The organism is Streptomyces sp. NPDC058307 (assembly GCF_042880295.1).
In the GTDB taxonomy this organism is placed as follows: Bacteria; Actinomycetota; Actinomycetes; order Streptomycetales; family Streptomycetaceae; genus Streptomyces.
Window position 1 is genome coordinate 1 of the sequence record NZ_JBHVYZ010000059.1, and the last position, 22476, is coordinate 22476.

At 71.3% G+C, this 22476-nt stretch carries 22 protein-coding genes and 1 riboswitch; of the genes, 2 read left to right on the top strand and 20 right to left on the bottom strand.

What is annotated here, in order from left to right:
- Window positions 1-91: 91 nt before the first annotated feature.
- The 10 genes from ACFVYN_RS32085 to ACFVYN_RS32130 all read right to left on the bottom strand — a co-directional run bounded on the left by ACFVYN_RS32085 (window position 92) and on the right by ACFVYN_RS32130 (window position 9117).
- Window positions 92-1168 carry a hemolysin family protein gene (locus ACFVYN_RS32085; protein ID WP_390004951.1) on the bottom strand — a complete coding sequence of 359 codons (1077 nt, stop codon included), beginning with the start codon at window positions 1166-1168 and terminating at the stop codon, window positions 92-94.
- A complete protein-coding gene (locus ACFVYN_RS32090; protein WP_390004954.1) occupies window positions 1165-2499 on the bottom strand; it encodes a hemolysin family protein in 1335 nt (444 codons plus the stop codon). Before ACFVYN_RS32090 ends, ACFVYN_RS32085 begins: the two co-directional genes overlap by 4 nt.
- A gap of 191 nt (window positions 2500-2690) precedes the next feature.
- Window positions 2691-3149, bottom strand: a complete 459-nt coding sequence (locus ACFVYN_RS32095) for a PH domain-containing protein (RefSeq protein WP_390004956.1) — start codon at window positions 3147-3149, stop codon at window positions 2691-2693.
- Window positions 3150-3163: 14 nt separating this feature from the next.
- Window positions 3164-4021, bottom strand: a complete 858-nt coding sequence (hisG, locus tag ACFVYN_RS32100) for an ATP phosphoribosyltransferase (protein WP_390004959.1) — start codon at window positions 4019-4021, stop codon at window positions 3164-3166.
- 44 nt (window positions 4022-4065) lie between these two features.
- Window positions 4066-4338, bottom strand: coding sequence for a phosphoribosyl-ATP diphosphatase (locus ACFVYN_RS32105; protein ID WP_020117406.1), 273 nt, complete (start codon window positions 4336-4338; stop codon window positions 4066-4068).
- 34 nt (window positions 4339-4372) lie between these two features.
- On the bottom strand, window positions 4373-4858 hold the full coding sequence (ribH, locus tag ACFVYN_RS32110; RefSeq protein WP_390004962.1) for a 6,7-dimethyl-8-ribityllumazine synthase: 486 nt from the start codon (window positions 4856-4858) through the stop codon (window positions 4373-4375).
- 23 nt (window positions 4859-4881) lie between these two features.
- On the bottom strand, window positions 4882-6171 hold the full coding sequence (locus ACFVYN_RS32115; protein ID WP_390004964.1) for a bifunctional 3,4-dihydroxy-2-butanone-4-phosphate synthase/GTP cyclohydrolase II: 1290 nt from the start codon (window positions 6169-6171) through the stop codon (window positions 4882-4884).
- A complete protein-coding gene (locus ACFVYN_RS32120) occupies window positions 6168-6809 on the bottom strand; it encodes a nicotinamide riboside transporter PnuC (protein WP_390004967.1) in 642 nt (213 codons plus the stop codon). The genes ACFVYN_RS32115 and ACFVYN_RS32120 overlap by 4 nt, the downstream gene beginning before the upstream one ends.
- On the bottom strand, window positions 6806-7411 hold the full coding sequence (locus ACFVYN_RS32125; protein WP_284438082.1) for a riboflavin synthase: 606 nt from the start codon (window positions 7409-7411) through the stop codon (window positions 6806-6808). Before ACFVYN_RS32125 ends, ACFVYN_RS32120 begins: the two co-directional genes overlap by 4 nt.
- A gap of 146 nt (window positions 7412-7557) precedes the next feature.
- A riboswitch (FMN riboswitch) is annotated at window positions 7558-7688 on the bottom strand.
- A 235-nt stretch (window positions 7689-7923) separates the two neighbouring features.
- Window positions 7924-9117, bottom strand: coding sequence for an ROK family transcriptional regulator (locus ACFVYN_RS32130; RefSeq protein ID WP_390004970.1), 1194 nt, complete (start codon window positions 9115-9117; stop codon window positions 7924-7926).
- A gap of 112 nt (window positions 9118-9229) precedes the next feature.
- Between ACFVYN_RS32130 and ACFVYN_RS32135 the strand changes: the two genes are divergently transcribed.
- Complete coding sequence (locus tag ACFVYN_RS32135) at window positions 9230-10441, top strand: MFS transporter (RefSeq protein ID WP_390004972.1); 1212 nt, start codon at window positions 9230-9232, stop codon at window positions 10439-10441.
- Here the strand turns inward: ACFVYN_RS32135 and ACFVYN_RS32140 are convergent.
- The gene (locus ACFVYN_RS32140) at window positions 10401-10859 is read right to left on the bottom strand and encodes an acyl-CoA thioesterase (protein ID WP_390004975.1); all 459 of its coding nucleotides are present in this window, start codon (window positions 10857-10859) and stop codon (window positions 10401-10403) included. The two genes, ACFVYN_RS32135 and ACFVYN_RS32140, sit on opposite strands and share 41 nt — an antisense overlap.
- A gap of 115 nt (window positions 10860-10974) precedes the next feature.
- On the bottom strand, window positions 10975-12105 hold the full coding sequence (locus tag ACFVYN_RS32145; RefSeq protein WP_390005061.1) for a glycoside hydrolase family 6 protein: 1131 nt from the start codon (window positions 12103-12105) through the stop codon (window positions 10975-10977).
- A 172-nt stretch (window positions 12106-12277) separates the two neighbouring features.
- Here ACFVYN_RS32145 and ACFVYN_RS32150 point away from each other — a divergent pair, with 172 nt between their 5' ends.
- Window positions 12278-12964: a DUF5995 family protein gene (locus ACFVYN_RS32150; protein WP_390004978.1), complete on the top strand. Its 687-nt coding sequence runs from the start codon at window positions 12278-12280 to the stop codon at window positions 12962-12964.
- Window positions 12965-12994: 30 nt separating this feature from the next.
- Here the strand turns inward: ACFVYN_RS32150 and ACFVYN_RS32155 are convergent, their stop codons facing one another.
- From ACFVYN_RS32155 to ACFVYN_RS32190, 8 genes are all read right to left on the bottom strand, one after another.
- Window positions 12995-14692 carry a flavin monoamine oxidase family protein gene (locus tag ACFVYN_RS32155; protein ID WP_390004981.1) on the bottom strand — a complete coding sequence of 566 codons (1698 nt, stop codon included), beginning with the start codon at window positions 14690-14692 and terminating at the stop codon, window positions 12995-12997.
- Between the two features lie 31 nt (window positions 14693-14723).
- Window positions 14724-15548: a carbon-nitrogen hydrolase family protein gene (locus ACFVYN_RS32160; RefSeq protein WP_390004984.1), complete on the bottom strand. Its 825-nt coding sequence runs from the start codon at window positions 15546-15548 to the stop codon at window positions 14724-14726.
- Window positions 15549-15663: 115 nt separating this feature from the next.
- Window positions 15664-16890, bottom strand: coding sequence for an MFS transporter (locus tag ACFVYN_RS32165; protein WP_390004987.1), 1227 nt, complete (start codon window positions 16888-16890; stop codon window positions 15664-15666).
- A gap of 105 nt (window positions 16891-16995) precedes the next feature.
- The gene (locus ACFVYN_RS32170; RefSeq protein ID WP_390004990.1) at window positions 16996-18408 is read right to left on the bottom strand and encodes an HAD-IA family hydrolase; all 1413 of its coding nucleotides are present in this window, start codon (window positions 18406-18408) and stop codon (window positions 16996-16998) included.
- 41 nt (window positions 18409-18449) lie between these two features.
- On the bottom strand, window positions 18450-19499 hold the full coding sequence (locus ACFVYN_RS32175; RefSeq protein WP_390004993.1) for an ABC transporter ATP-binding protein: 1050 nt from the start codon (window positions 19497-19499) through the stop codon (window positions 18450-18452).
- 3 nt (window positions 19500-19502) lie between these two features.
- The gene (locus ACFVYN_RS32180) at window positions 19503-20315 is read right to left on the bottom strand and encodes an ABC transporter permease (RefSeq protein ID WP_390004995.1); all 813 of its coding nucleotides are present in this window, start codon (window positions 20313-20315) and stop codon (window positions 19503-19505) included.
- A complete protein-coding gene (locus ACFVYN_RS32185) occupies window positions 20303-21196 on the bottom strand; it encodes an ABC transporter permease (RefSeq protein ID WP_390004998.1) in 894 nt (297 codons plus the stop codon). Before ACFVYN_RS32185 ends, ACFVYN_RS32180 begins: the two co-directional genes overlap by 13 nt.
- A complete protein-coding gene (locus ACFVYN_RS32190) occupies window positions 21193-22347 on the bottom strand; it encodes an ABC transporter substrate-binding protein (protein WP_390005001.1) in 1155 nt (384 codons plus the stop codon). The genes ACFVYN_RS32185 and ACFVYN_RS32190 overlap by 4 nt, the downstream gene beginning before the upstream one ends.
- Window positions 22348-22476: the final 129 nt, after the last annotated feature.

Consider the following 22476-nt stretch of genomic DNA (forward strand, 5'->3'; position numbering starts at 1 on the left):
GCGGTGGGTACAGCTGGGCATGCATCGACTGCACCCACCCAGGGGCGCGGGGAACTGCGCGATCAGCCCCCACCCGGCCGCAGCCGACGAACTACGACGCCAACGCCTCCTCGCTGCTACGAGGCTCAGTGACCCGGACCTCCGGCACCTCCCGGTGCGCGGGGTCCCGTACCTCGCCGACCAGCAGCTCCAGTACGTCCTCCAGCGCGACCAGCCCCAGCACCTTCCCGGAGCCGTCCGCCACCTGGGCAAGGTGGGTCGCCGCCCTGCGCATCACCGTGAGGGCGTCGTCCAGCGGCAGGTCGGACCTGAGCTTCGTCATCGGCCGCCAGATCTGCTGCGGCACCGCCCGCTGCGAGTCCTCCAGGTCCAGTACGTCCTTCACGTGCAGGTACCCCATGAACGCGCCGTTGTCCGCGGCGACCGGGAAGCGTGAGTACCCGGTGCGACCGGTGAGCTCGATGATCTGGCCCGGCGTCACCGAGGGGCGCACCGTCACGAGGGACTCGCGCTTGAGCAGGACGTCCGTCACCGGGCGCGAGCCCAGTTCCAGCGCGTCCTCCAGGCGCTCCTGTTCCTCGGGGTCCAGCAGGCCCGCCTGACCGGAGTCCTCCACCAGCCGGTTCAGCTGCTCGCTGGTGAAGACCGCCTCGACCTCGTCCTTGGGCTCGACGTTGAAGAGCCGCAGGATGGCCCGGGCGCAGGCGCCGAGGGCGAGGGTGATCGGCCTGCAGAGGCGGGCGAAGTAGACCAGGCCGGGGCTGAGCCACAGCGCGACCTTCTCCGGGGCCGCCATCGCGAGGTTCTTCGGGACCATCTCGCCGATGACGAGGTGGAAGAAGACGACCGCTGCCAGGGCGATGACATAGCCCAGCGGGTGGATCATGCCGTGCGGCATGTGGATCCACTCGAAGACCGGCTCCAGCAGGTGCGCGACCGTCGGTTCGGCGACCGCGCCGAGCGTCAGCGAGCACATCGTGATGCCGAACTGGGCCGCCGCCATCATCTGGGGCAGCCGCTCCAGGCCGTACAGGACCTGGCGGGCGCGTGCCGTGCCGAGCGGTTCGACCTGGCTGCGGCGCACGGAGACCAGCGCGAACTCGGCGCCGACGAAGAAGCCGTTGGCGAGCACGAGCAGGGCTGCGAAGAGGAGTTGGAGCACGCTCATCGGGCGGCCTCCATGACGTTGACCGCGGGGACCGTGCGGACCAGGCGGACCCGCTCGGCACGGTAGTGGCCGACCTGGCGGACGGTGAGCCGCCAGCCGGGCAGTTCGGCCCGGTCGCCGACGGCGGGGATACGGCCGAGCAGGTCGGCGACCAGCCCGGCGACGGTCTCGTACGGCCCCTCGGGCACGTCGAGGCCGACGCGCTGGAGGATGTCGACGCGGCAGCTGCCGTCGGCGTCCCAGGCGAGCCGACCGTCCTCGGGCGGGGCGGCGGCGAGTTCGGGGACGTCCTGACCGTCGTGTTCGTCGCGGACCTCGCCGACGATCTCCTCGACGATGTCCTCCAGGGTGACCACTCCGGCCGTGCCGCCGTACTCGTCGACGACGACGGCGATGGGCTGCTCGTTGCGCAGCTGGGCGAGGAGGGGCTGGACGGGGAGGGTCTCGGGGACCAGCAGCGCCGGGCGGGCGATGCGGGCGACGGGGGTGCGCAGCCGGTCCTGCACCGGGACCGCCAGGGCGTCCTTGAGGTGGACCATGCCGACGATCTCGTCGATCTTCTCGCGGTAGACCGGGAAGCGGGACAGGCCGGTGGCCCGGGTGAGGTTGACGACGTCCTCGGCGGTGGCCGAGGCCTGGAGCGAGCTGACCTTCACGCGCGGGGTCATGACGTGCTGCGCAGTGAGCTCGGCGAGGGACAGGGTGCGGACGAAGAGGTCCGCGGTGTCCTGTTCCAGGGTGCCGGCCTGGGCCGAGTGGCGGGCCAGGGAGACCAGCTCGCCGGGGGTACGGGCGGAGGCCAGTTCGTCGGCGGGCTCGATGCCGAGCGCGCGGACGAGGCGGTTGGCGACCGCGTTCAGCGCGGCGATCACCGGCCGGAACAGCCGGGCGAAGGCGTGCTGCGGGCCCGCGACGAAGCGGGCGACCTGCATCGGCTTGGACACCGCCCAGTTCTTGGGCACGAGTTCGCCGATCACCATCTGGACGGCGGAGGCCAGCAGCATGCCGACGACGACGGCCACGCCGGAAACCGCGCCCTCGGGGATGCCGATGGCCCCGAACGGGCCGTGCAGCAGTTCCGCGAGCGCCGGTTCGGCCAGCATGCCGACGACGAGGGAGGTGATGGTGATGCCGAGCTGGGTGCCGGAGAGCTGGAACGACAGCTCCTTGAGCGACTCGGCGACCCTACGGGCACGACGGTCGCCTTCCGCGGCGGCCTTCTCGGCGTCCGTGGCCTCGACGGTGACAAGGCCGAACTCGGCCGCCACGAAGAAGCCGTTGGCGAGAATCAGCAGGAACGCCGCTCCCAGGAGCAGCAAGGGGATGGTCATGCCGCCGCCTCGATATCGCGCTCGATATCTCGGGAGGGGGCGGCGCAGGTACTACAGGACGATCCGTCCATCGCTGGAGGGAGTCACTCCTCGGGTAGCAGGAACAACGTAAGGCGGAGACGCAAGGAAAACGCCTCCGCCAACAGATTAATCAAGACAAGGCCCACTGCGGCAGAGTGGAATCCCCCGAGTCAGCCCTGATCTTCGTCGGAGCGGGCTGTGGAGCGGGCCTCGGCGAGCGCCCGCAGCGCCTTCGCGTCGGCGATGGCCTGCTGTTTCGCGATGCCCGGCTGGATGCCGAGCGCGGGCAGGCTGGTGCCGTCGCTGAGATTGAGGAACACCCACGGGTCGCCCGGGCGGAGGTTCACCTGGATGATCTCGGCCCATTCCAGATGCCGACGGCCGGCGATGTTCTGGACGGTGACACCGGACTCGTCGGCGACGACCTTCACCCTCGCCAGCAGGAACAGCACACCGGCGAGCAGGGCCGCCGTGACGATGAAGCTCAGACGCTCGCCCGGGCCGAGCTGCTCCAGCAGGAGCGCGATCACCGTGATGGTCACGAAGATCGCGACACCGGCGCTGATCAGCACGGCACGGGTGCGGGCCGGCCGGAAGGTGACGGGAAGTTCGGGAAGCTCGGAGGACATCTGTGATGCGCCCCTCAGAGACGGCAGGCGTGGATGGCCGTCGTCAGGATGGCCCGCGCGCCGATGTCGTACAGGTCGTCCATGATCCGCTGCGCCTCCTTGGCGGGGACCATCGCGCGGACGGCGACCCAGCCCTCGTTGTGCAGCGGGGACACGGTCGGGGACTCCAGGCCCGGCGTGAGCGCGACAGCCTTCTCGAGCTGCTCGACACGGCAGTCGTAGTCCATCATCACGTACGTCCGGGCCACGAGGACGCCCTGGAGGCGGCGCAGGAACTGCTGCACCTTCGACTCGGCGGCCTCGTCGGCGTCGGCGCCGGTGCGGCGGATGACGACGGCCTCGGACTTCATGATGGGCTCGCCGAAGACCTCCAGGCCGGCGTTGCGCAGGCTGGTGCCGGTCTCGACGACGTCCGCGATGACCTCGGCGACCCCGAGTTCGATGGCGGTCTCGACGGCGCCGTCGAGGTGGACGACAGAGGCGTCGATGCCGTTGTCGGCGAGGTGCCCCGCGACGATGCCCTCGTACGAGGTGGCGACCGTCTTGCCCTTGAGGTCCTCGACGCCGCTCGCGGTGCCCGGCTTGGACGCGAAGCGGAAGGTGGAACGGGCGAAGCCGAGCGGGAGGATCTCCTCGGCGTCGGCGCCGGAGTCGACGAGCAGGTCCCGGCCGGTGATGCCGATGTCGAGCTGACCCGAGGAGACGTAGATCGCGATGTCCCGGGGGCGGAGGTAGAAGAACTCCACGTCGTTGACCGGGTCGACGATCCGCAGCTCCTTGGCCTCGCGGCGCTGCTGGTAGCCGGCCTCATGCAGCATCTCCCCCGCGGGGCCTGACAGGGAACCCTTGTTGGGGACGGCGATGCGCAGCATGAGGTCGGCTTCCTTTGCTCTGAGGGGTTGTTGCGGCGAGTGGCTTACAGGTGGGCGTAGACGTCGTCGAGGGAGATCCCGCGCGCGACCATCATCACCTGGACGTGGTAGAGCAGCTGCGAGATCTCCTCGGCGGCCGCCTCCTTGCCCTCGTACTCGGCGGCCATCCAGACCTCGGCGGCCTCTTCGACGACCTTCTTGCCGATGGCATGGACGCCCTTGCCGACCAGTTCTGCGGTGCGGGACGTGGCGGGATCGCCGTTGGCTGCCTTGTGCTGGAGCTCGGTGAAGAGCTCCTCGAACGTCTTATTGGACATGGTGGCGCCCACTTTACGCGTAAGCCCGGACCCCCTAGTGCCACGGTTCAGATACTGAGCGGAGGGTGGCCGCCGTGGCCACCGCGGCGGTCACCGCCTCGTGCCCCTTGTCCTCGGTGGAGCCCTCGATGCCCGCGCGGTCCAGGGCCTGCTCCTCGGTGTCGCAGGTGAGGAGGCCGAAGCCGACGGGGACGCCGGTCTCGACGGAGACCTGCGTGAGGCCCTGGGTGACGCCCTGGCACACGTACTCGAAGTGCGGGGTACCGCCGCGGATGACGACACCGAGGGCTACGATCGCGTCGTAGCCGCGGCCCGCGAGGACCTTGGCGACGACCGGGAGCTCCCAGCTGCCGGGGACCCGGAGCAGGGTCGGCTCGTCGATGCCCAGGTCGTGCAGGGCCCGCAGAGCGCCGTCGACCAGTCCGTCCATCACCTTCTCGTGCCACTGCGCCGCGATGACGGCGACCCGCAGGTCACCCACGTTGCGTACGGACAGCTCCGGTGCACCCTTGCCGCTCACGTTCTCAAGTCTCCTCGAAGTACTTACTGGTTGCTGCAGGTGGACACGGGGGTGGTGTCCAGCCAGGGCAGGTCGTGGCCCATCCGGTCCCGCTTGGTGCGCAGGTAGCGGAGGTTGTGCTCGCCCGCCTGTACGGGCATCGGCTCCCGTCCCGTGACCTTGAGGCCGTGGCGCAGGAGGGCGTCGGACTTGTCGGGGTTGTTGGTCATCAGGCGCAGGCTGCGGACGCCGAGATCCTGGAGGATCTGCGCGCCTGCGCCGTAGTCCCGGGCGTCGGCGGGCAGGCCGAGCTCCAGGTTGGCGTCGAGGGTGTCGTGGCCCTGTTCCTGGAGTTCGTAGGCCCGCAGCTTGGACAGCAGGCCGATGCCCCGGCCCTCGTGGCCGCGCAGGTAGACCACCACTCCCCTGCCCTCGTCCCGGATGCGCTCCAGGGAGGCGTCGAGCTGGGGGCCGCAGTCGCAGCGCAGGGAGCCGAAGATGTCGCCGGTGAGGCACTCGGAGTGCACGCGGACCAGGACGTCCTCGCCGTCACCGATCTCGCCGTGCACGAGCGCGACGTGCTCGACACCGTCGACGGTGGAGCGGTAGCCGAACGCCGTGAAGGTGCCGTGGGCGGTGGGCAGCCGGGTCTCGGCCTCGCGGCGGACCGTGGGCTCGCTGCTGCGGCGGTAGGCGATCAGGTCCTCGATGGAGATGATCGTCAGGCCGTGCTTGCGGGCGAAGGGGATCAGCTCGGGCAGCCGCAGCATCCGGCCGTCCTCGCCCGCGATCTCGACGATCGCGCCGGCCGGGCGCAGTCCCGCGAGCCGGGCCAGGTCGACGGCGGCCTCGGTGTGACCGTTACGGGTGAGGACGCCTCCGTCCCTGGCGCGCAGCGGGAAGATGTGGCCGGGCCGGACGAAGTCGGTGGGTTCGGCGGCGCCGCTCGCGAGGAGCTGGAGCGTGGTAGCGCGGTCGGAGGCCGAGATCCCGGTGGTCACACCGTGAGCGCCGGAGGCGTCCACGGAGACGGTGAACGCGGTCTTCATCGACTCGGTGTTGTCGTCGACCATCTGCGGCAGCTCGAGCCGGTCCAGTTCGTCGCCCTCCATGGGGGCGCAGATCAGGCCGCGGCACTCGCTCATCATGAAGGCGACGATCTCGGGGGTGATCTTCTCGGCGGCGACGACCAGGTCGCCCTCGTTCTCTCGGTCCTCGTCGTCGACGACCACGATGGGGCGGCCGGCCGCGATGTCCGCGATGGCCTGCTCGACGGGGTCCAGCGCGAAGTCCTCGAAGCCGTCGGTGCTGTAGAGAATGGGTGCGGCGGTCATGCCGGCGCTCCTTCCAGGGCGGGCCGCGCGGACTCTCGGGAGCGCAGCCACCAGTCGCGCATGCCCCACAGGACGAGCGCGCCGTAGATGACGTAGACGAAGCCGGAGAAGGCATAGCCGTTGGCGAAGTTCAGCGGGACGCCGACGAGGTCGACGAGGAGCCAGGCGAACCAGAACTCGACCATGCCGCGGGCCTGGGCGTACATGGCGACGACGGTGCCGACGAAGATGTAGGCGTCCGGCCAGGGGTCCCAGGACAGGGTCGGGTAGGCCTTGAAGAGCAGGGCGACGGCGACGGTGCCGACGGCGGCGGCGCCGACGAGGGCGCCGCGTTCACGCCAGGTGGCGAACCGGGGGGCGATGTGCCCGTCGCCGGACTCGCCCTTCTTGCGGTTCCACTGCCACCAGCCGTACACGGCGACGACCATGACGACGGCCTGCTTGCCGGCGCTGCCGGTGAGGTGCCCGTAGAAGGCGCCGAAGAGGATGAGGCCGGAGGCGAACTGCACCGGCCAGCTCCACAGGTTGCGCCGCCAGCCGAGGGCGAGGGCGATCAGGCCGAGGATGTTGCCGATCATGTCCGACCAGAGGATGTGCTGGCCGAACAGGGTGAAGGCCTCGGTGTTGAGGGAGTTCACTTCCCCGCCCCCTGACTGCTCGCGAGCAGGCGCTCGACGTACTTGGCGACGACGTCGACCTCGAGGTTGACCGGGGCGCCGGGCTGCTTGAGGCCGAGCGTGGTCAGGGCGAGGGTGGTGGGGATGAGGCTGACGGTGAAGTAGTCGGGGCCGGCGTCCACGACGGTGAGGCTGATGCCGTCGACCGTGATGGAGCCCTTCTCGACGACATAGCGCGAAAGGTCCGCGGGCAGCGAGATCTTGATGATCTCCCAGTTCTCGGAGGGCTTGCGCTCCAGGACCTCGCCGGTGCCGTCCACGTGCCCCTGCACGATGTGCCCGCCGAGGCGCGCGCCCACGGCGGTGGGGCGCTCCAGGTTGACGCGGGAGCCGACGCCCAGGGCGCCGAGGCTGGAGCGGTCGAGGGTCTCGGCCATGACGTCGGCGGTGAACTCGTCACCCTCGTGGTCGACGACAGTGAGGCAGACGCCGTTGACGGCGATGGAGTCCCCGTGTTTCGCGCCCTCGGTGACGACGGGGCCGCGCAGTCGGAAGCGACAGGCGTCGCCGAGGTTCTCGACGGCGGTGATCTCGCCCAGCTCTTCGACGATTCCGGTGAACACTTCCCGGGTCCTCCCTGCCTCTTCGGGCACGGACTCCGGGGCTGTCGATGACGACAGAATGGACGAGCGGGAACACCGGGGGCGACGCCGGACGCACTCGCCCCGCAGGACGAACGGATACGGCGGCGCGCACGAATGCCCGCCCGCCGCGCACTGCCTCCCATCCGGACTTTAACCGTCGGTCCAGGAATTTCACCTGGTCAACCGGCCGCTGGAAGCGGACGGGTCGCGGACTGTAACCGCCGGTTCGGACTTTCACCGACCCCGGAGTGCGCTGCTTCTGGTACAGAGCCAGTCTGCCACGCCTGATCGACGTCCATACAGGCGAAGGGTGTGGGGTGGCTCACAGACCGTATCGATGGACTTGCGCGGCCGGATTTATTCCCAACGGGCGGATGGCGCAGATCCATTGACGAAATGGTCTAGTCCTTTTTAGGGTCGCCGTGGCTGGACACCCGTAGAGACGGGCCCGGCGGCGGTGACGACGGCCCTTGCCCGCCGCCGGGTCTCCTTCACGGCAGGACTCCGCGTCCCGGAATGGGTGCGAACAACTCGTCCTGGGCCTTTTCCCTGGCCGTGAGCAGGGCTCCTCGCAGGACCGCCGCTCCCCCCAGCGCGCTGGCCCGCACCTCGGTGGGCAGCGGTGACATACGGCGGACCCGTCGCTCCACTCTCGCCGCGAGGTCCGCCCCGCCTGCCCGGCCCACCTCGCCGGCCAGGACCAGGCAGCCCGGGTCGAGGATGGCGACGACCGCGGCGACTCCCACGGCGAGGCGGTCGGCGAGGGCGTCGAGGAAGTCGGTCGCGGCGCCCGCCACCGCTTCCCGGACCACGTGCGCGGCCGGGGGCTCGTACCCCTGCGCCTCGACCGTCAGTCCGTGCCGCTGTGCCAGTTCCACGATCGCCGCCGACCCGGCCAGGGAGTGGAAGCCGCCTTCACACGCCGTCGCCGACGGCAGCACCGCCGTACCCGGCACCGGCAGGAACCCGATCTCTCCCGTGCCGCCCGACGCACCCCGGCGCAGGGTGCCCTCCAGGACGACGGCCGCACCCGTGCCGTGGCCGAGCCACAGCAGCACAAAGGTGTCCCGGTCCTGGGCCACGCCGTCGCGCTGTTCGGCCAGCGCCGCGAGGTTGGTCTCGTTCTCGACGTGGACGCGGGTCCGCGGGAGCCGTTCCTGCAGCGCCAGCGCCAGTCGCCGGTGCCAGGCGGGCAGGCCGCCGGTGTCACGCAGTTCGCCCGTAACCGGGTCGATCAGGCCCGGGGCACCGATGCCGACGGTATGCAGCTCGGGCACCCCCGCCTCCTTCGCCGCCCGCTCGACCAGCGCGACCGCCTGCTCGACCGCGGGCCCGGTCCCGGTGTCCCCGCCGATGGGCACCGACGCCTCGGCCAGCACCCGTCCCACCAGGTCGGACACGACGACGGAGACGCCCTCGGTGCGCACGTCGAGGGCCGCGAGGTGGGCCTGGTCGGCGACGATGCCGTACAGCTTCGCGTTCGGGCCGCGGCGCTGCTCCCCCGACTCCCCGACCACGTCGATCAGTCCGGCGGCGGCGAGGCGCTCGACGAGGTCGGCGACGGACGGCCGGGACAGTCCGGTGAGCTGCTTCAACTGCCCTGCCGTCAGCGGGCCTTCCTGCTGGAGCAGTCGCAGGGCGAGCCGGTCGTTGATGGCCCGGGCGGTGCTCGGGGATGCGGGCATGCCGGGAATCCTCTCAGATCCGCACTGCCGAATACGCGCTATCTATCAGGCAGGGTCCCTGATAGTTTACGGCGGAAGCAGCGTGGTGACGAGGATCTGGAGGGGCCCGATCATGAGCGATGTGGGGTACACGGCGGCAGAGGTGCTGCGGGCCCGGTACGCCGTGGCCGCCGTGTTCGCCGTGCACGGGGCCGTGACCGGCTCGTTCGCGACGCGCGTGCCGTGGATCCAGGACCATGCCTCGGTGAGCGCGGGTCAACTGGGCTTCGCCCTGGCCTTCACGGCGTTCGGCGCGTCCTGCGCGATGCCGCTCGCCGCCCGGATCAGCCACCGCTTCGGCAGCCGGGCGGCGCTGCGCGGACTGCTCGTGCTGTGGACGCTGTCCCTGGTCCTGCCGGCGCTGGCGCCCAACCTGTACACCTTGTGCCCGGCGATGTTCGTGTACGGCGCGAGCGCCGGCATGGCCGACGTGGTCATGAACGCGCTGGGCGTCGAGGTCGAGAACCTGCTGGGCAAGTCGATCATGTCCGGGCTGCACGGCATGTGGAGCGCTGGTGCGCTGGTCGGCTCGGCGGGCGGCACGCTCGCGGCCCATCTGGGCGCGGACGCGCGGGCGCACTTCGCGCTGGCGGCCGCCTGCCTCACCGTCCTCGGTGTGGTGGCGTGCCAGTGGGTCCTCGACGTGCAGGCCGGTGCGGACGAGGAGGCGCCGCCCCGGTTCACGCTGCCCCCGAAGTCGGCCCTGCTGATCGGCACGGTCGGTTTCTGCGCGGTGTTCGCGGAGGGGGCGAGCCTGGACTGGTCGGCGGTGTACCTCAAGGACCGGCTGGACTCCTCGGCGGGACTCGCCGCCGCCTGCACGACCGGCTTCATGCTCACCATGGCGGTGGCCCGGATCGTGGGCGACGCCGTGGTCAACCGCTTCGGGTCGGTCAACACGGTCCGGCTGGGCGGTGTCCTGGGCATCGGCGGCGGGCTGCTCATCGTCCTCGCGAACCATCCGGCGGTGGCGATGACCGGCTTCGCCCTGATGGGTCTCGGCATCGCCGTGGTCGTGCCGCTGTGCTTCGCGGCGGCGGGGCGCAGCGGGCCCAACCCGAGCCAGGCGATCGCGGGCGTCGCGACCATCACCTACACCTCGGGGCTCGTCGCGCCGAGCCTGCTGGGCGGGGTCGCCCAGGCCACGAACCTGACGGTCTCCTTCGTTCTGGTGACCGTCCTGGCCGGCGGCCTCGTCGCCTTCGCGGGCGTGCTGCGCGCCGGAGACCGCGACCGCCCGAGGCTCAGCCCCGCGCCGGCAGCAGTTCCCGACCGGCGGCCCTGAAGCCCTCGCTCCAGGGCGCGGGGCGCAGGGTCTCGGGGTCCAGCCGGACCAGTACGCGGGTGCCGCGCGCGTACGTCGTGACCCCGTCCGCGGAACAGAACCGGAAGCCGTAGGTCAGGCCGGTGGTGCCGAGTCGCTCCAGCCACAGGTGAACGGCGTAGGGGCCGCTCCGGGTCACGGGGACGTCGTAGCCGATGAGCAGCTCCTTGACGACGTTGCAGGCGTCCCCGGCGCTCGCCCAGTCACCCTCGAAGCGGATGCCGCGCTCCTGCCAGAACTCGGTCCAGGCCCGCTCGACGAGCAGCGGGTAGCGGGCGTTGTGGAGCATGCCCAGGGCGTCCAGGTCGTCGAAGTGGACGGTGACCGGGATCAGCCGGCCGTAGGACAGGGCGGGGGCGAGGGTGGCGTCGGCGGTCACGGGCGGGACTCCTGGGTGTATAGGGCAACGACTCCATCCTAAGCGTTCGCTCATCCCAGGTCGGAGTGGCCGTCGCGTCGCAGTGGCCGTCGCGTCGCAGTGGTCGGCGGCCGGCCTACGCCGAGGCCAGGTCATAGGCGTACGACGGGCTGAACGTGCCCGGTGTGCCCTTGCAGCCGTCCGACTCCCCCGGCAGCTTCACCCACAGATAGGCGTCGATCTCCGGCTCGCCGGTGCCCAGGGTCGGGGGCCGGCCGATCTTCCGGCCCGCCGGGTCGCACCACTCGCCGTCCGGCGGGGCGCCGTTGCCGTTGCGGCTGGTGTCGATGACGGCACCGAGGCTCGACGGTCCGGCCAGGGCGGCGAGGACCTGGCGGTCGTAGGCGATCTCGGCGGACGTGGTCCGGAAGTTGGAGACGTTGCTGAAGATCCCGTCGGAGGAGGCGGCCGAGGCGGCGCCCGCCTGCCTCAGCAGGGCCGCTTGCCTGGCCGCCGGGTGCCAGCCGGAGTGACCGGCGTCGTAGTAGACGCGGGCCCTGGGGTCGGCGGACTTCAGGACACGGCCCGCGCGGGCCAGCGAGGCGAAGCGGTCGGCCCTTCCGGCGGCCGAGAGACAGTCGGACTGGGCGATCGCGTCGGGCTCCAGGACGACGACGACCTCGCCGGAGCCGAGCCCGGCGGCGAACCGGTCGATCCAGGCGTCGTACGCGCCGAGGTCCGGCGCCCCGCCCTGGGAGGCTCCGCCGCAGTCACGGTCCGGGATCGCGTACGCCACGACCACCGGGACCCGGCCCTGCGCGGCACCGCCGGAAGTGACCGCGCGGACCCGGGAGGTGATGGTCGCCGGGGTGTAGTCGGCGAACCAGACCGCGGCGGGCCGGTCGGCGATGCGGGCCTCTATGACGCCGGCGCGACGGTCGCGCGGGTTGTCCCGGACCCAGTCGAGCACCTGGGAGGAGGGGTAGCTGTAGAGGAGCGGCTTTGGTGGAGCGGGGCTCGCCCTCTTGGGGGATGGGGACGCGCTCGTCTTCGCGGCAAGCGAGGCCGTAGCTGAGGTGGAGTCGGAGGCGGAGGGAGAGGCCGGCTCGGACGTCGGCGCCACGGCGGACGGCGCGTCCGACTCCGGGCTCCGGGAGCCGCTGACGGGCCCCGGCCGCGCCTCGTCGGAGCCGGGGCGGCCGTCGAGCGCGGAGAGCATGCCGGTCGCGGTGCCGACGGCGACCACCAGGGAGGCCGCCGCGACCATCGCGGTGCGGCCCACGACACGCCTGCGTGCGGCGCGGCGCGCGGCCAGTCGCTGGGCACGTAGGCCTGACACCCGGTCGCTCCCTCCTCGCGCGACGGGCGCGTTCCCCCGTTCTGGGGAAGCGCCGGGCCCGTCGGTACCCCGGCCAGCCTAGGACTGGGACCCTGCCGGTATGGCGCAATTGGAACAGTTCACCACTCCCCTCGACGCGGTCGTCTCCCGTATGCGCGCCCTGGAGGAGGAGTTGCCGGAGCGGGACGGTGTGGCGGTCTTCAACCGCGTCTACCTCGCCGTCACCGAGGCCGTCGACCGGTGCGTCGACGGGGGCCGGTTCACGGATGCGCGGGCCGCGATCACGCTGGACGTGCGGTTCGCCGAGCGCTATCTCACGGCGGTGGAGGCGGTCGCGGGCGAACGCCGTCCACCGGCCTGCTGGCGGCCCCTGTTCCAGTTCCGGCGTCATCCCGGCGTACGGCCACTGCAGTTCGCGCTCGCGGGCATCAATGCGCACATCGGGCACGACCTGGCGCTGGCCGTGGTGGACACCTGCCGTAGCCTCGGCTGCGAACCCGCCGACGTGGAGGACGAGTTCGACCGCGTGGGCGATCTCCTCGTCTCGCTGGAGGAGCGCATCCGCGAAGATCTGATGCCGGGCCCCGACCTCCTCCAGATCGCCGACCCGCTCACCCATCTACTGGGCTCCTGGAGCCTGGACCGCGCCCGCGAGGCCACCTGGACCGCGGCCCGGGCCCTGTGGGCGCTGCGTGGACTGCCCGACGTGGCCGGGGAGTTCACCGAGCGCCTGGACACGGCGGTGGGCTTCGCGGGACGCATGCTGCTCACACCGCTGCCGGACTGAGCTGTACGACAAGGTGCGGGCCGCCGCGGTCTAGTCCTCCGGCAGCTCGACCGGTGCGATGTCCTCGTACACGTCCCCCGGCCCCGGGTTGCTCGCGTCGGTCTCGCCGCCGAAGTGGTGCATGACGCCCCAGACCGCGTTCAGGGCCGTCTGGATCGCGCCCTCGGCCCAGCCCGCCGTCCAGGAGATGTCGTCGCCGGCGAGGAAGACGCCCCGCTTGTCCTCGGGCAGCGCGTCCTGCATGAAGTGGGTGAACAGGCGCCGCTGGTAGCGGTAGTGGCCGGGCAGGTTGGCCTTGAACGCGCCCATGAAGTAGGGCTCGTTCTCCCAGGAGACGGTCACCGGGCTGCCGATGATGTGCTTGCGGATGTCGACCTTGGGATAGATCTCGCCCAGTGACTTCAGCATGACCTCCATCCGCTCGTTCGCGGACAGCGGCAGCCACTTCAGACTGTCGTCGCACCAGGTGTAGGAGAGGCAGATGACGGCGGGCCTGTCCGGGCCGTCGTCGAGGAGGTAAGTGCCGCGCGTCATACGGTCGGTGAGGGTCATCGACATCACGTCACGGCCCGTCTCCTCGTCCTTGTCCAGCCAGAACGGCCGGTCGACCGGGACGAAGAGCTTCGACGACTCCATGTAGTGGGTCCGCTCGATCGCCGTCCAGTGGTCGATCGGGAAGAGCGAGTCGTCGCAGGCGATCTTGGACAGCAGCATCCAGGACTGCGCGGTGAAGATCGCAGCCGGATAGGTGCGGATGTCTCCCCGGGCGTCCGTCACGGTGATCCGGTTGCCGGCCGTGCGGTGCAGGCGGGTCACGGCCGGGCGGGGCTCACCGTCGACGTGCAACGACTTCAACGACGTCCCGTACGGCCAGTGCACGATCTTCTCCGGCTCGCGCTCCCACAGCCGAAGCGGCAACTGCTGGGACCCGCCGACGATCCCGCGGTGGTGGTCGTCGGCCTCGGTGTAGACGACGCGGAGGATTTCGAGGATGGAGTTGGGGAAATCCGTGTCCCAGCCTCCCGTCCCGAAGCCGACCTGGCCGAAGATCTCGCGGTGCCGGAAGGACTTGAAGGCCTCCGAGTCGCAGAGGAAGCCGTAGAAGGTCTGGTTGTCGAGCTTCTTCACGAGCCGCGCCCAGATCTCGCGGATGCGCGGCACGTCCCGCTCACGCAGGGCGCGGTTCATGTCGGTGAAGTCGGCGCCCTCTTCGAGGCACCTGTTCCAGGCCTCGGCGACATCGCGGTAGACCTGCGGGAGGTCGGCGATGGTCTCTCCGTAGTGGGACTCGCCCTTGAGGTCGACGACCGTCGAAGGGGTGGTCTCCGCAAGGGGGTTGGGGAAGGGGCGGGTCTCCAGGCCGACGAGGTGGATGTAGTGCTGGAGGGCGGTGGAGGAGGGCGGAAAGCGCATCGCGCCCATCTCCGCGGTCAGCGTGGGGTCACAGCCCTCGAAGCCCACGGTCCGCAGCCGTCCGCCGATCCGGTCGGCCTCGTACACGACCGGCTTGAGACCCATCTTCATCAGCTCGTACGCGGCCACGATCCCGGAGAGACCGCCGCCGATCACCGCGATCTCGGTGCCGTGCTCGGTCGCCGGTATCTGGCCGAGGCCCGCCGGGTGGGCGAGGAAGTCGTCGTAGGCGTAGGGGAAGTCCGGTCCGAACATGGTGATCGGCGGCTGCTGCTCGTCTGCGTGCTCGACGGCGTTGGGCACGGTGGACGTCATGGGGTACGGACTCCTTGAAGCAGGGGGTGGATCAGACGAGGGACCCGTAGAGACCGGGCCTGCGGTCCGCCAGGTAAGGGTTCGCCTCGCGGGAGGCGGCGAGGAACTCGGGGTCGGTGTCGGCGAACACCAGCTCCTCGGAGCGTCCTGCGCGGGCGCGGGCCACCCCGTCGGGGCCGGCCAGCACGGAGAGCCCGAGGAACTCGAACTCCCCTTCCTGGCCGACCCGGTTGACGTAGGCGACGTACATCTGGTTCTCCCAGGCCCGCACCGGCACGAGGGACTCGGCGACGAACTGGAAGGGGTGCATCTGGGCCGTCGGCACGATCAGGAGGTCGGTGCCGGCGAGGGCGTGGGCGCGGACGTTCTCCGGGAACTCGACGTCGTAGCAGATCATGAGGCCGACGGTGAGTCCGCCCAGCTCGGCCTGGACGACCGCCTGTTCGCCCGGCTCGAATTGGTCGCGCTCGAAGCAGCCGAAGAGGTGGGTCTTGCGGTAGTTGGCGAGCCGGGTGCCGTCGGCGGAGATCAGCTGGGCGGAGTTGAAGACGGAGCCGCCATCAGGCCCGGAGCCGCCCTCCACCTCGGCGACGCCGGCCAGCTCGGGATAGCCGTAGGCGATCGCGACGCCGTGCCGGCAGGCGATCTCCGCGACCGCGTCCGCCGACTCGCCGTCGGCCACCTCGGCAAGGTGGGCAATGTCGTCGCCGATCGCGTACCCGGTGAGGAACATCTCGGGTGCGGCCAGCAGCGCGGCGCCCGCGGCGGCGGCCCGGCCCGCGGCCTCGTCGAGGACCTTGAGGTTCCCCTCGACGGAGCCGGGGCGGCCGGAGCTCTGGAGCAGGGCGGTGCGCATGCGTGATCCTCACCGGGCGGAAGGTGGATGGGGGGCCACATGGAGGGGCCGTATAGACGGTACGGGCGGCTCACCAGGGCGGACAAGGAGAAGCCGTTGCGCGCCGGTAAGCGTTTCATTGCGTACGAGCACGCTCCTGCGGCGATTCGTTGCGTGGACGCCCGCTCGCCCGGCCCAGCACGAGCGCCGTCACCAGATACGGCACCGACAGGATCATGAACACCGTGCTGTGCGCCAGGGACGCCCCGAGCAGGCTGTACACCCCGAACACCACGAGCGTCACCAGCTCCGTGCCCAGGCTCGCCACCGAGGTCACCGTGGCCCGGCGGGCGTCCTCGATGCGGTGCTGGAGGCGGACGTCGGCGAGCACCTCCGCCAGCTGGAAGCCGGCGAAGGCAAGGCCGACGAGAGCGATGCCGGCCGGGGTGCGGACCCCGGCGCCCACGGCCAGGGCGAGCGCGGCACCAGCGATCAGGGCGGCGAGGCCCCGGGTGCCGAGGCGCTCGGCGGGCCCGGCGAACAGGCTGCCGACGGTCACGGCCGCCCAGACCAGCAGGACCAGGTAGGGCACGGTCGCGTCGGCCACGCCGAGGTCGCGGATCAGCAGCGAGACGTACTCGTCGAGCGCGCTCCACACCGCGGTGACGGCCGGCACGAGCAGCAGGGCGCGCCGGACGGACCGGTCTCCGCGGGCCTCGGCGAGTCCGGAGCGCAGGGTCGCCGACCAGCGTGTGCGCCCCTTCCCGGCTCCCGGTACCCGGTGCTCCGGGAGCCGGGTCGCCGTCGCCGCGGCCAGCAGACAGGCCAGGACGCTCGCGGCGCCCACGGCCCCGTATCCGCCGAGAGCGAGTACCGGTCCGGCGAGGCCCATCGCCACGACCGTGCCCAGCAGCCGTGCCGCCCGGGTCCGTCCCATCACGCGCGCGTATCGCTCGGCGGCCCCGAGCCGCTCCAGCTCGTCGTAGACCAGGGCCTCCAGCGAACCGGAGCCGAGCGCGCCGCCGGCTCCCCACAGGACGAAGCCCAGCGCGAAGGCGCCGTACGACGGCACGGTCACCCACAGCGCGAAGCCGGCGGCCGTGAGCAGCGGGCCGATCCACAGCAGCCGGCGGCGCGAGACGGTGTCGGCCCAGGCGCCGGAGGGCACCTCGAGGACGACGGCCGTGAGGGACCACAGGGCGAACAGCGAGGAGATCTGCCAGAGCGGCAGACCGGTGTCGGCGAACAGCAGCGCGTACACCGGGTAGAGCAGGACGAGATCGTCGAGGAACGCGTAGCCGTACAGCGTGGTCGTCAGCCGGCGGACGCCGGTCGCGGGCACACGTGCGCGTGAGAGTGTCATGGGGCCTTCCCTGAAGGGCGGTTCGGACGTCGTCGGTACGGCGTCCGAGGCGGCCCTCGGGAGGCACGGCTGGTGGATCAATGTCGCCAGGTCATGGCACCGATGCTAGACAGTCGCGGACCCGCTGCCCAGTGAAAATGTGGTGATCACGGCGGCGTGGTCGGACGGCCAGTCGTTGTCCGCGACGTCCGGCCAGGTCCGGGGGGTGCCGCTGACGTAGGTGCGCGAGTCGAGAACGCGCAGGCCGCGGTGGAGGACGAAGTCGATCCGGTCCTGCGGCTCCGGCTCCGCGTGGACCGGGGACCAGGTGTGGCCGGGCTCCCGTACGGGATCGGGGTGTGCCTGCCGGTAGGAGTCGGCGAAGCCCGCCTCCTCGGCCGCCTTCGTGACCGGCCAGTCGGCATCCGGCCGGTCCAGGTGGGAGGGGCAGTTGAAGTCCCCCACGAGGACGGCCGGCTCGGCATCGCCGACGCGGCGCAGCGCCTCCCGCAGCTGCGTGAGCCGCTTCTCCTCGTGAGCGGCCGGATCCCCTGCGGTCGCGTAAGGCCCGTACGCCTCGGAGTCCAGATGGACCGTCCACACGTCGACCTCCCGCTCCCCCACGGCGATCCGCGCGCCGGCCGCCCCGTAGAACCCGACGTCCGGGTCGCCCAGCACGGCCGTGACCGGGAAGCGGCTGATGACGCCGAGGTTCGTCCCGGCGCGGTGGTAGTGCCAGCCGAGCGCATCGGCGAGCTCCTCGGCGGCGGTGCCGTACGTCTCCTGGAGGCCGACCACGTCCACGTCGGTCTCGGCGATGACCTTGAGCTGCTTGGCCCGGTGATCGTGGACCTCGGTGCCGCCGTACCAGAGGTTCCAGGTCATCACGCGCAGCCGGTGCGGCAGCAGGGTGCGGAGACCGTCGACGGTGGCGCCCTCCAGGCTGGCCCGTACGGTCCGGCCGGGCGCGGCCGCTATGGGGGCGAGCGAGGGCACCGCGAGCACCGCGCAGCCCGCCGCTTCCGCCGAGGCGACGCCGGTCTCGGTGTCCTCCACGGCCACGCAGACCGCCGGATCGACGCCGAGCGCCCGGCACGCGGCGAGGTAGGGGTCGGGGGCCGGCTTGGTGTGCGGCGTGTCGTCGGCGGTGACGGAGACCGCGAAGCGATCGGCGCCGAGCGCTTCGAGCACGGTGTCGGCGACGGCCCGGGGGGACGCGGTCACCAGAGCCGTGGGGACGCCCTCGCGGGCCAGGGCGTCGAGCAGGGCGAGGGCGCCGGGGCGGGGCACGATGCCGGTGCGGACGCGGTCCGCGAACTCCCGGTGGAGGGTCTCGGCGAGGTCCGCGGCCGGGGTGCCCGTGATCGCGGACAGCCAGGCGGCCGTGTACTCGACCGGACGGCCGAGCACCTCGGGCCGGTCCTCCTCGGTCAGGGCCCGTCCGGCGACCTGCTCCACCGCCTCCCACCACAGCCGCTCGGTGTCGACGAGCGTGCCGTCCATGTCGAACAGGACGGCCTGGAGGGGGAGTCGGCTCACGGTTGTCTCTTTCGTGGGGGGCTTGGCATGGCTGTGGGGGATCAGGGGGTGCGTTCCGCCACGAGCACCGGCCGCTCGGGCAGCGACACGCTCACCGCGGCGCCGGCGGTGAGCTCGGCGGCCTCGTGCGCGGGCAGGTCGGCCTTGACCTCGGTGCCGTCGGCCAGCCGGACGGTGACGCGGACGGCGGCGCCCAGGAAGGACGTGGCGATCACGCGGGACTTGCCGTCGGCCTCGGCCCGCACCCGCACGGCCTCCGGCCGCACCAGCACATCGACCTCGGTGGCGGACGGCACCGGGCCGTCGACCGGCAGCCGCTGCCCGAGCACGTCGACCGTGTCCTGGACGAGCCGGCCCGGGATCCGGCTCATCGTGCCCACGAACTCGGCGACGAAGGCGGTGGCGGGACGGCCGTACAACTCACTCGGCGGCGCGCACTGTTCGAGCCGGCCGGCGTGCATCACGGCGACCCGGTCCGCCATGGACAGGGCCTCCTCCTGGTCGTGGGTGACGAACAGGGTGGTGATGCCGAGTTCCTGCTGGAGGCGCCGGATCTCCTCGCGGAGGCTGAGCCGCACCTTGGCGTCCAGCGCCGACAGGGGCTCGTCGAGGAGCAGTACGCGCGGGCGCAGAGCGAGCGCGCGGGCCAGCGCGACCCGCTGCTGCTGGCCGCCGGAGAGCTGGTGCGGGAACCGCGTGCCCTTGTCGGCGAGCCCGACGAGATCCAGCAACTCCGCGGCGCGAGACCGCCGTTCGGCCGTGCGGACCCTGCGCATCCGCAGTCCGAAGGCCACGTTGTCGAGCGCGTCGAGATGCGGGAAGAGGCTGTACGACTGGAAGACCATCCCGGCGTCCCGGCGGTGGGCCGGCACCCGGGTCACGTCCTCACCGTCCACCAGCACCTCGCCGGAGTCGGGGTGTTCGAAGCCGGCGAGCATCCGCAGGGCGGTGGTCTTGCCGCAGCCGGACGGGCCGAGCAGGGCGAGCAGTTCACCCGGCCGGGCGGTCAGGTCGAGTCCGTCGAGGGCGACGGTCGGGCCGAACTCCCGCCTGAGACCCCGGAATTCGACGGTGGCAGCAGATTCAGACATGAGTCATCCCCGGGAGGTAGTTCGGGTACGGCCGCCGAAGCCGGCCAGGACGAGGAGCAGCGCCCACGTCACGAGCAGGCTGAGCACGGACACGGCGACGGACAACTGGGCCTGTGAGCCGCTGACGTTGACGATCCACACGGCGAAGGGCTGGAAGCCAAGGAGCTGGGCCACGGTGAACTCGCCGAGCACCAGGGCCAGGGTGAGGAAGGAGGCGTTGAGCAGGGCACTGCGCAGGTTGGGCAGAACGGCCCGGACGAGAGCCTGCGGCCAGCCGGCACCGCAGCTGCGGGCGGCCTCGACGAGGGTGGGGACGTCGATCGCGCGCAGCCCGGCGTCCAGGGCCCGGTAGACGAAGGGCAGCGCCATCACGACGTAGGCCAGGACCAGGACGAAGGGGAAGTCGGGGTTCTGGATCGCCACGAAGGTCTCGAACAGCGGGGTGCGGGAGAAATGGTCGGGTCCCCACTTGAGGACCGTGCCGATGCCGGCGACGAACGCGATCGGCGGGACGACCAGCGGCAGCGAGCACACCACCTCGACGAGAGGTCGCAGACGGGGCGCGCCGAGCCGCAGCGCGACCATCGCGGGCACCATCAGCAGCAGGACGACCACGATGGTGGCGAGGGCCAGCTCCAGCGAGAGCAGCAGGCTGGAGACGAAGCCGTCGGTGGAGAAGATCTGGGTGTAGGCGTCGAAGGTGATGCCCTGGCCGGGCACGTCGACGGTGAAGACGACGGAGGCGGCCAGCGGCACCAGGAAGTACAGGCCGGCGAGGCCGAGCACGCCCCACCGCCACAGGTTCAGGCGAGCCATCGCGCACTCCTCCGCTGCAGGGGCAGGTACACGGCCATGACCAGGCCCGCGACCAGGACCATGTCGAGGCTGAGGGCGAGCGCCACGTTCTCCTGGCCGACGAGCACGTTGCCGGAGATGGCGTCGGCGATCTGGAGGGTGACCAGCGGGATGGAGCTGCCCACCATCGCGGCGGCGGTGGCGTAGGCGGCGAAGGCGCTGCCGAAGAGGAGCACGAACCCGCCGAGGAGTGTGGGCAGCAGGACGGGCAGGGCGACGAACCGCCAGTACTGCACGCCCGTCGCCCCGTTGTTCTGCGCGGCCTCGCGCCACTGGGCGCGCAGTCCGTCGAGGGCCGGGGTGATGGTGAGGACCATGAGGGGGATCAGGAAGTACAGGTAGACGATGACCAGGCCCCAGAAGCTGTAGAGGTCCCAGCCCTTGTCGGCGAGGCCGAACTGCCGGGTCAGGACGCCGGCGTTGCCGAGGGTGGCGACGAAGGCGAAGGCCAGCGGCACGCCGCCGAAGTTGGCGAGGACCCCGGACGCGGTGAGCACGGCCTCGCGCAGGGCGCGGAAGCGGGAGGTCACCACGGCCTGGGCGAGCGGCAGTCCGACCAGGGTGGCGAGGGCGGCGGACACGGCCGACAGCTTCACGCTGCCGAGCAGCGCGGTGAGATACGCGCCCTTGAGGGAGGCCGTCAGGTTGTCGAGGGTGTACGAAGTCGCCCCGGCCGGGTTCTTGGCGGTGAAGGCGCCGTCGAGCATGGCGACGGCGGGCAGTCCGAAGGCGAGCGCGACGAACGCGAGCAGCGGGACGACCGCGACCCAGCCGAGGGACCGGCGCCGCCGCTTCGCGCGAGCGGCGGGCACCGTGTCCACCCGTACGGCGGTGGCCGTCATCCGGAGACGGCCTTCGCCCAGCCCTGTCCGAGGACCGTCTTGGCCTTGTCCTGCTGGGCCTCGGTGGGGAACTTGGGCGTTCCGGAGACCGCGGGCAGCTTGGCCGCGGCGGCCTTGTCGAGGGTGCCGGCCTTCTCCATGGCGGTCATCAGGGCCGGGCGGGCGTATCCCTTGAGCCAGAGGTTCTGGCCCTCGGCGCTGTAGAGGTACTCCTGCCACAGGCGGGCGGCCGCCGGGTGCGGGGCGCCCTTGTTGACGGCCTGGGAGTAGTACTGCGAGAACTGGCCGTCGGCCGGGACCGTGACCTTCCAGTCGACGCCCTTGGACTTGAACTCGTCGGCGTACCCGGCGTTCAGGTAGTCCCAGTCGATGCTGATCGGCGTCTCGCCCTTCTCGACGGTGGCCGGGGTCGACTCGACGGGCGTGTAGTTGCCGTTCTTCTTGATCTTGGCGAAGAAGTCGAGGCCGGGCTGGATGTCGTCGAAGGAGCCGCCGTTCGCGAGCGCGGCCGCGTAGACGCCGCCGAAGGCCGAACCGGACTTGGTGGGGTTGCCGTTGAGGGCGACCTGGCCCTTGTACTGGGGCTTGAGCAGGTCGGCGAAGGTGGTGGGGCAGGTCTTGACCCGCTTGGCGTCGCAGCCGATGGAGATGTAGCCGCCGTAGTCGTTGTACCAGCGGGCCTGCGGGTCCTTCTGGCCGGCCGGGATGTCGGCGTACGACGCCACCTTGTAGGGCGCGAGCAGGCCCTGCTGGGCGGCGCTGAGCGCGAAGGAGCTGCCGAGGTCGAGCACGTCGGGCGCCCGGGTCTGTCCCTTGCGCGAGGTCACGGCGTTGATCTCGTCCTGGCTGGAGCCGTCGGGGTTCTCGACGGCGACCTTGATGCCGTACTTCTTCTGGAAGCCGTCGATGAGGGCGCCGTAGTTGGCCCAGTCGCGGGGCAGCGCGATGGCGTTGAGCGTGCCCTCCTTCTTGGCCGCCTTCTCGAGTGCGGCGAGGCCCCCGAAGTCGGCGGCGGAGGTGGCGGTGGCGGCGTTCTTGCCGTCGGCGGTGGTCGACGCGTTGTCGGGTGCGGCGCCGCAGGCGCTCAGGGCGAGGGCGGCGAGGGTCGCGAGAACACCGAGGGCGGTGGTTCTCGGTAGGGACACGGTCACGGCTTCTCCAGGGGACGCGCGAGGGTGGAGCCAAACGGAGAGAACTTGTCTGAACAAGTTGGCCTCAGTAAGGCCGCCGCTGGTGTCCTGTCGGTAAACACTGGCGAAACGCTGGACCCTGAATTCCCG

Excerpts from the sequence above, each read along its gene's own strand:
- ACFVYN_RS32085 (WP_390004951.1), bottom strand. The coding sequence starts at position 1,168 with ATGAGCGTGCTCCAACTCCTCTTCGCAGCCCTGCTCGTGCTCGCCAAC.
- ACFVYN_RS32090 (WP_390004954.1), bottom strand. The coding sequence starts at position 2,499 with ATGACCATCCCCTTGCTGCTCCTGGGAGCGGCGTTCCTGCTGATTCTC.
- ACFVYN_RS32095 (WP_390004956.1), bottom strand. The coding sequence starts at position 3,149 with ATGTCCTCCGAGCTTCCCGAACTTCCCGTCACCTTCCGGCCGGCCCGC.
- hisG (WP_390004959.1), bottom strand. The coding sequence starts at position 4,021 with ATGCTGCGCATCGCCGTCCCCAACAAGGGTTCCCTGTCAGGCCCCGCG.
- ACFVYN_RS32105 (WP_020117406.1), bottom strand. The coding sequence starts at position 4,338 with ATGTCCAATAAGACGTTCGAGGAGCTCTTCACCGAGCTCCAGCACAAG.
- ACFVYN_RS32115 (WP_390004964.1), bottom strand. The coding sequence starts at position 6,171 with ATGACCGCCGCACCCATTCTCTACAGCACCGACGGCTTCGAGGACTTC.
- ACFVYN_RS32130 (WP_390004970.1), bottom strand. The coding sequence starts at position 9,117 with ATGCCCGCATCCCCGAGCACCGCCCGGGCCATCAACGACCGGCTCGCC.
- ACFVYN_RS32135 (WP_390004972.1), top strand. The coding sequence starts at position 9,230 with ATGAGCGATGTGGGGTACACGGCGGCAGAGGTGCTGCGGGCCCGGTAC.
- ACFVYN_RS32145 (WP_390005061.1), bottom strand. The coding sequence starts at position 12,105 with ATGGTCGCGGCGGCCTCCCTGGTGGTCGCCGTCGGCACCGCGACCGGC.
- ACFVYN_RS32150 (WP_390004978.1), top strand. The coding sequence starts at position 12,278 with ATGGCGCAATTGGAACAGTTCACCACTCCCCTCGACGCGGTCGTCTCC.
- ACFVYN_RS32155 (WP_390004981.1), bottom strand. The coding sequence starts at position 14,692 with ATGACGTCCACCGTGCCCAACGCCGTCGAGCACGCAGACGAGCAGCAG.
- ACFVYN_RS32160 (WP_390004984.1), bottom strand. The coding sequence starts at position 15,548 with ATGCGCACCGCCCTGCTCCAGAGCTCCGGCCGCCCCGGCTCCGTCGAG.
- ACFVYN_RS32165 (WP_390004987.1), bottom strand. The coding sequence starts at position 16,890 with ATGACACTCTCACGCGCACGTGTGCCCGCGACCGGCGTCCGCCGGCTG.
- ACFVYN_RS32175 (WP_390004993.1), bottom strand. The coding sequence starts at position 19,499 with ATGTCTGAATCTGCTGCCACCGTCGAATTCCGGGGTCTCAGGCGGGAG.
- ACFVYN_RS32180 (WP_390004995.1), bottom strand. The coding sequence starts at position 20,315 with ATGGCTCGCCTGAACCTGTGGCGGTGGGGCGTGCTCGGCCTCGCCGGC.
- ACFVYN_RS32185 (WP_390004998.1), bottom strand. The coding sequence starts at position 21,196 with ATGACGGCCACCGCCGTACGGGTGGACACGGTGCCCGCCGCTCGCGCG.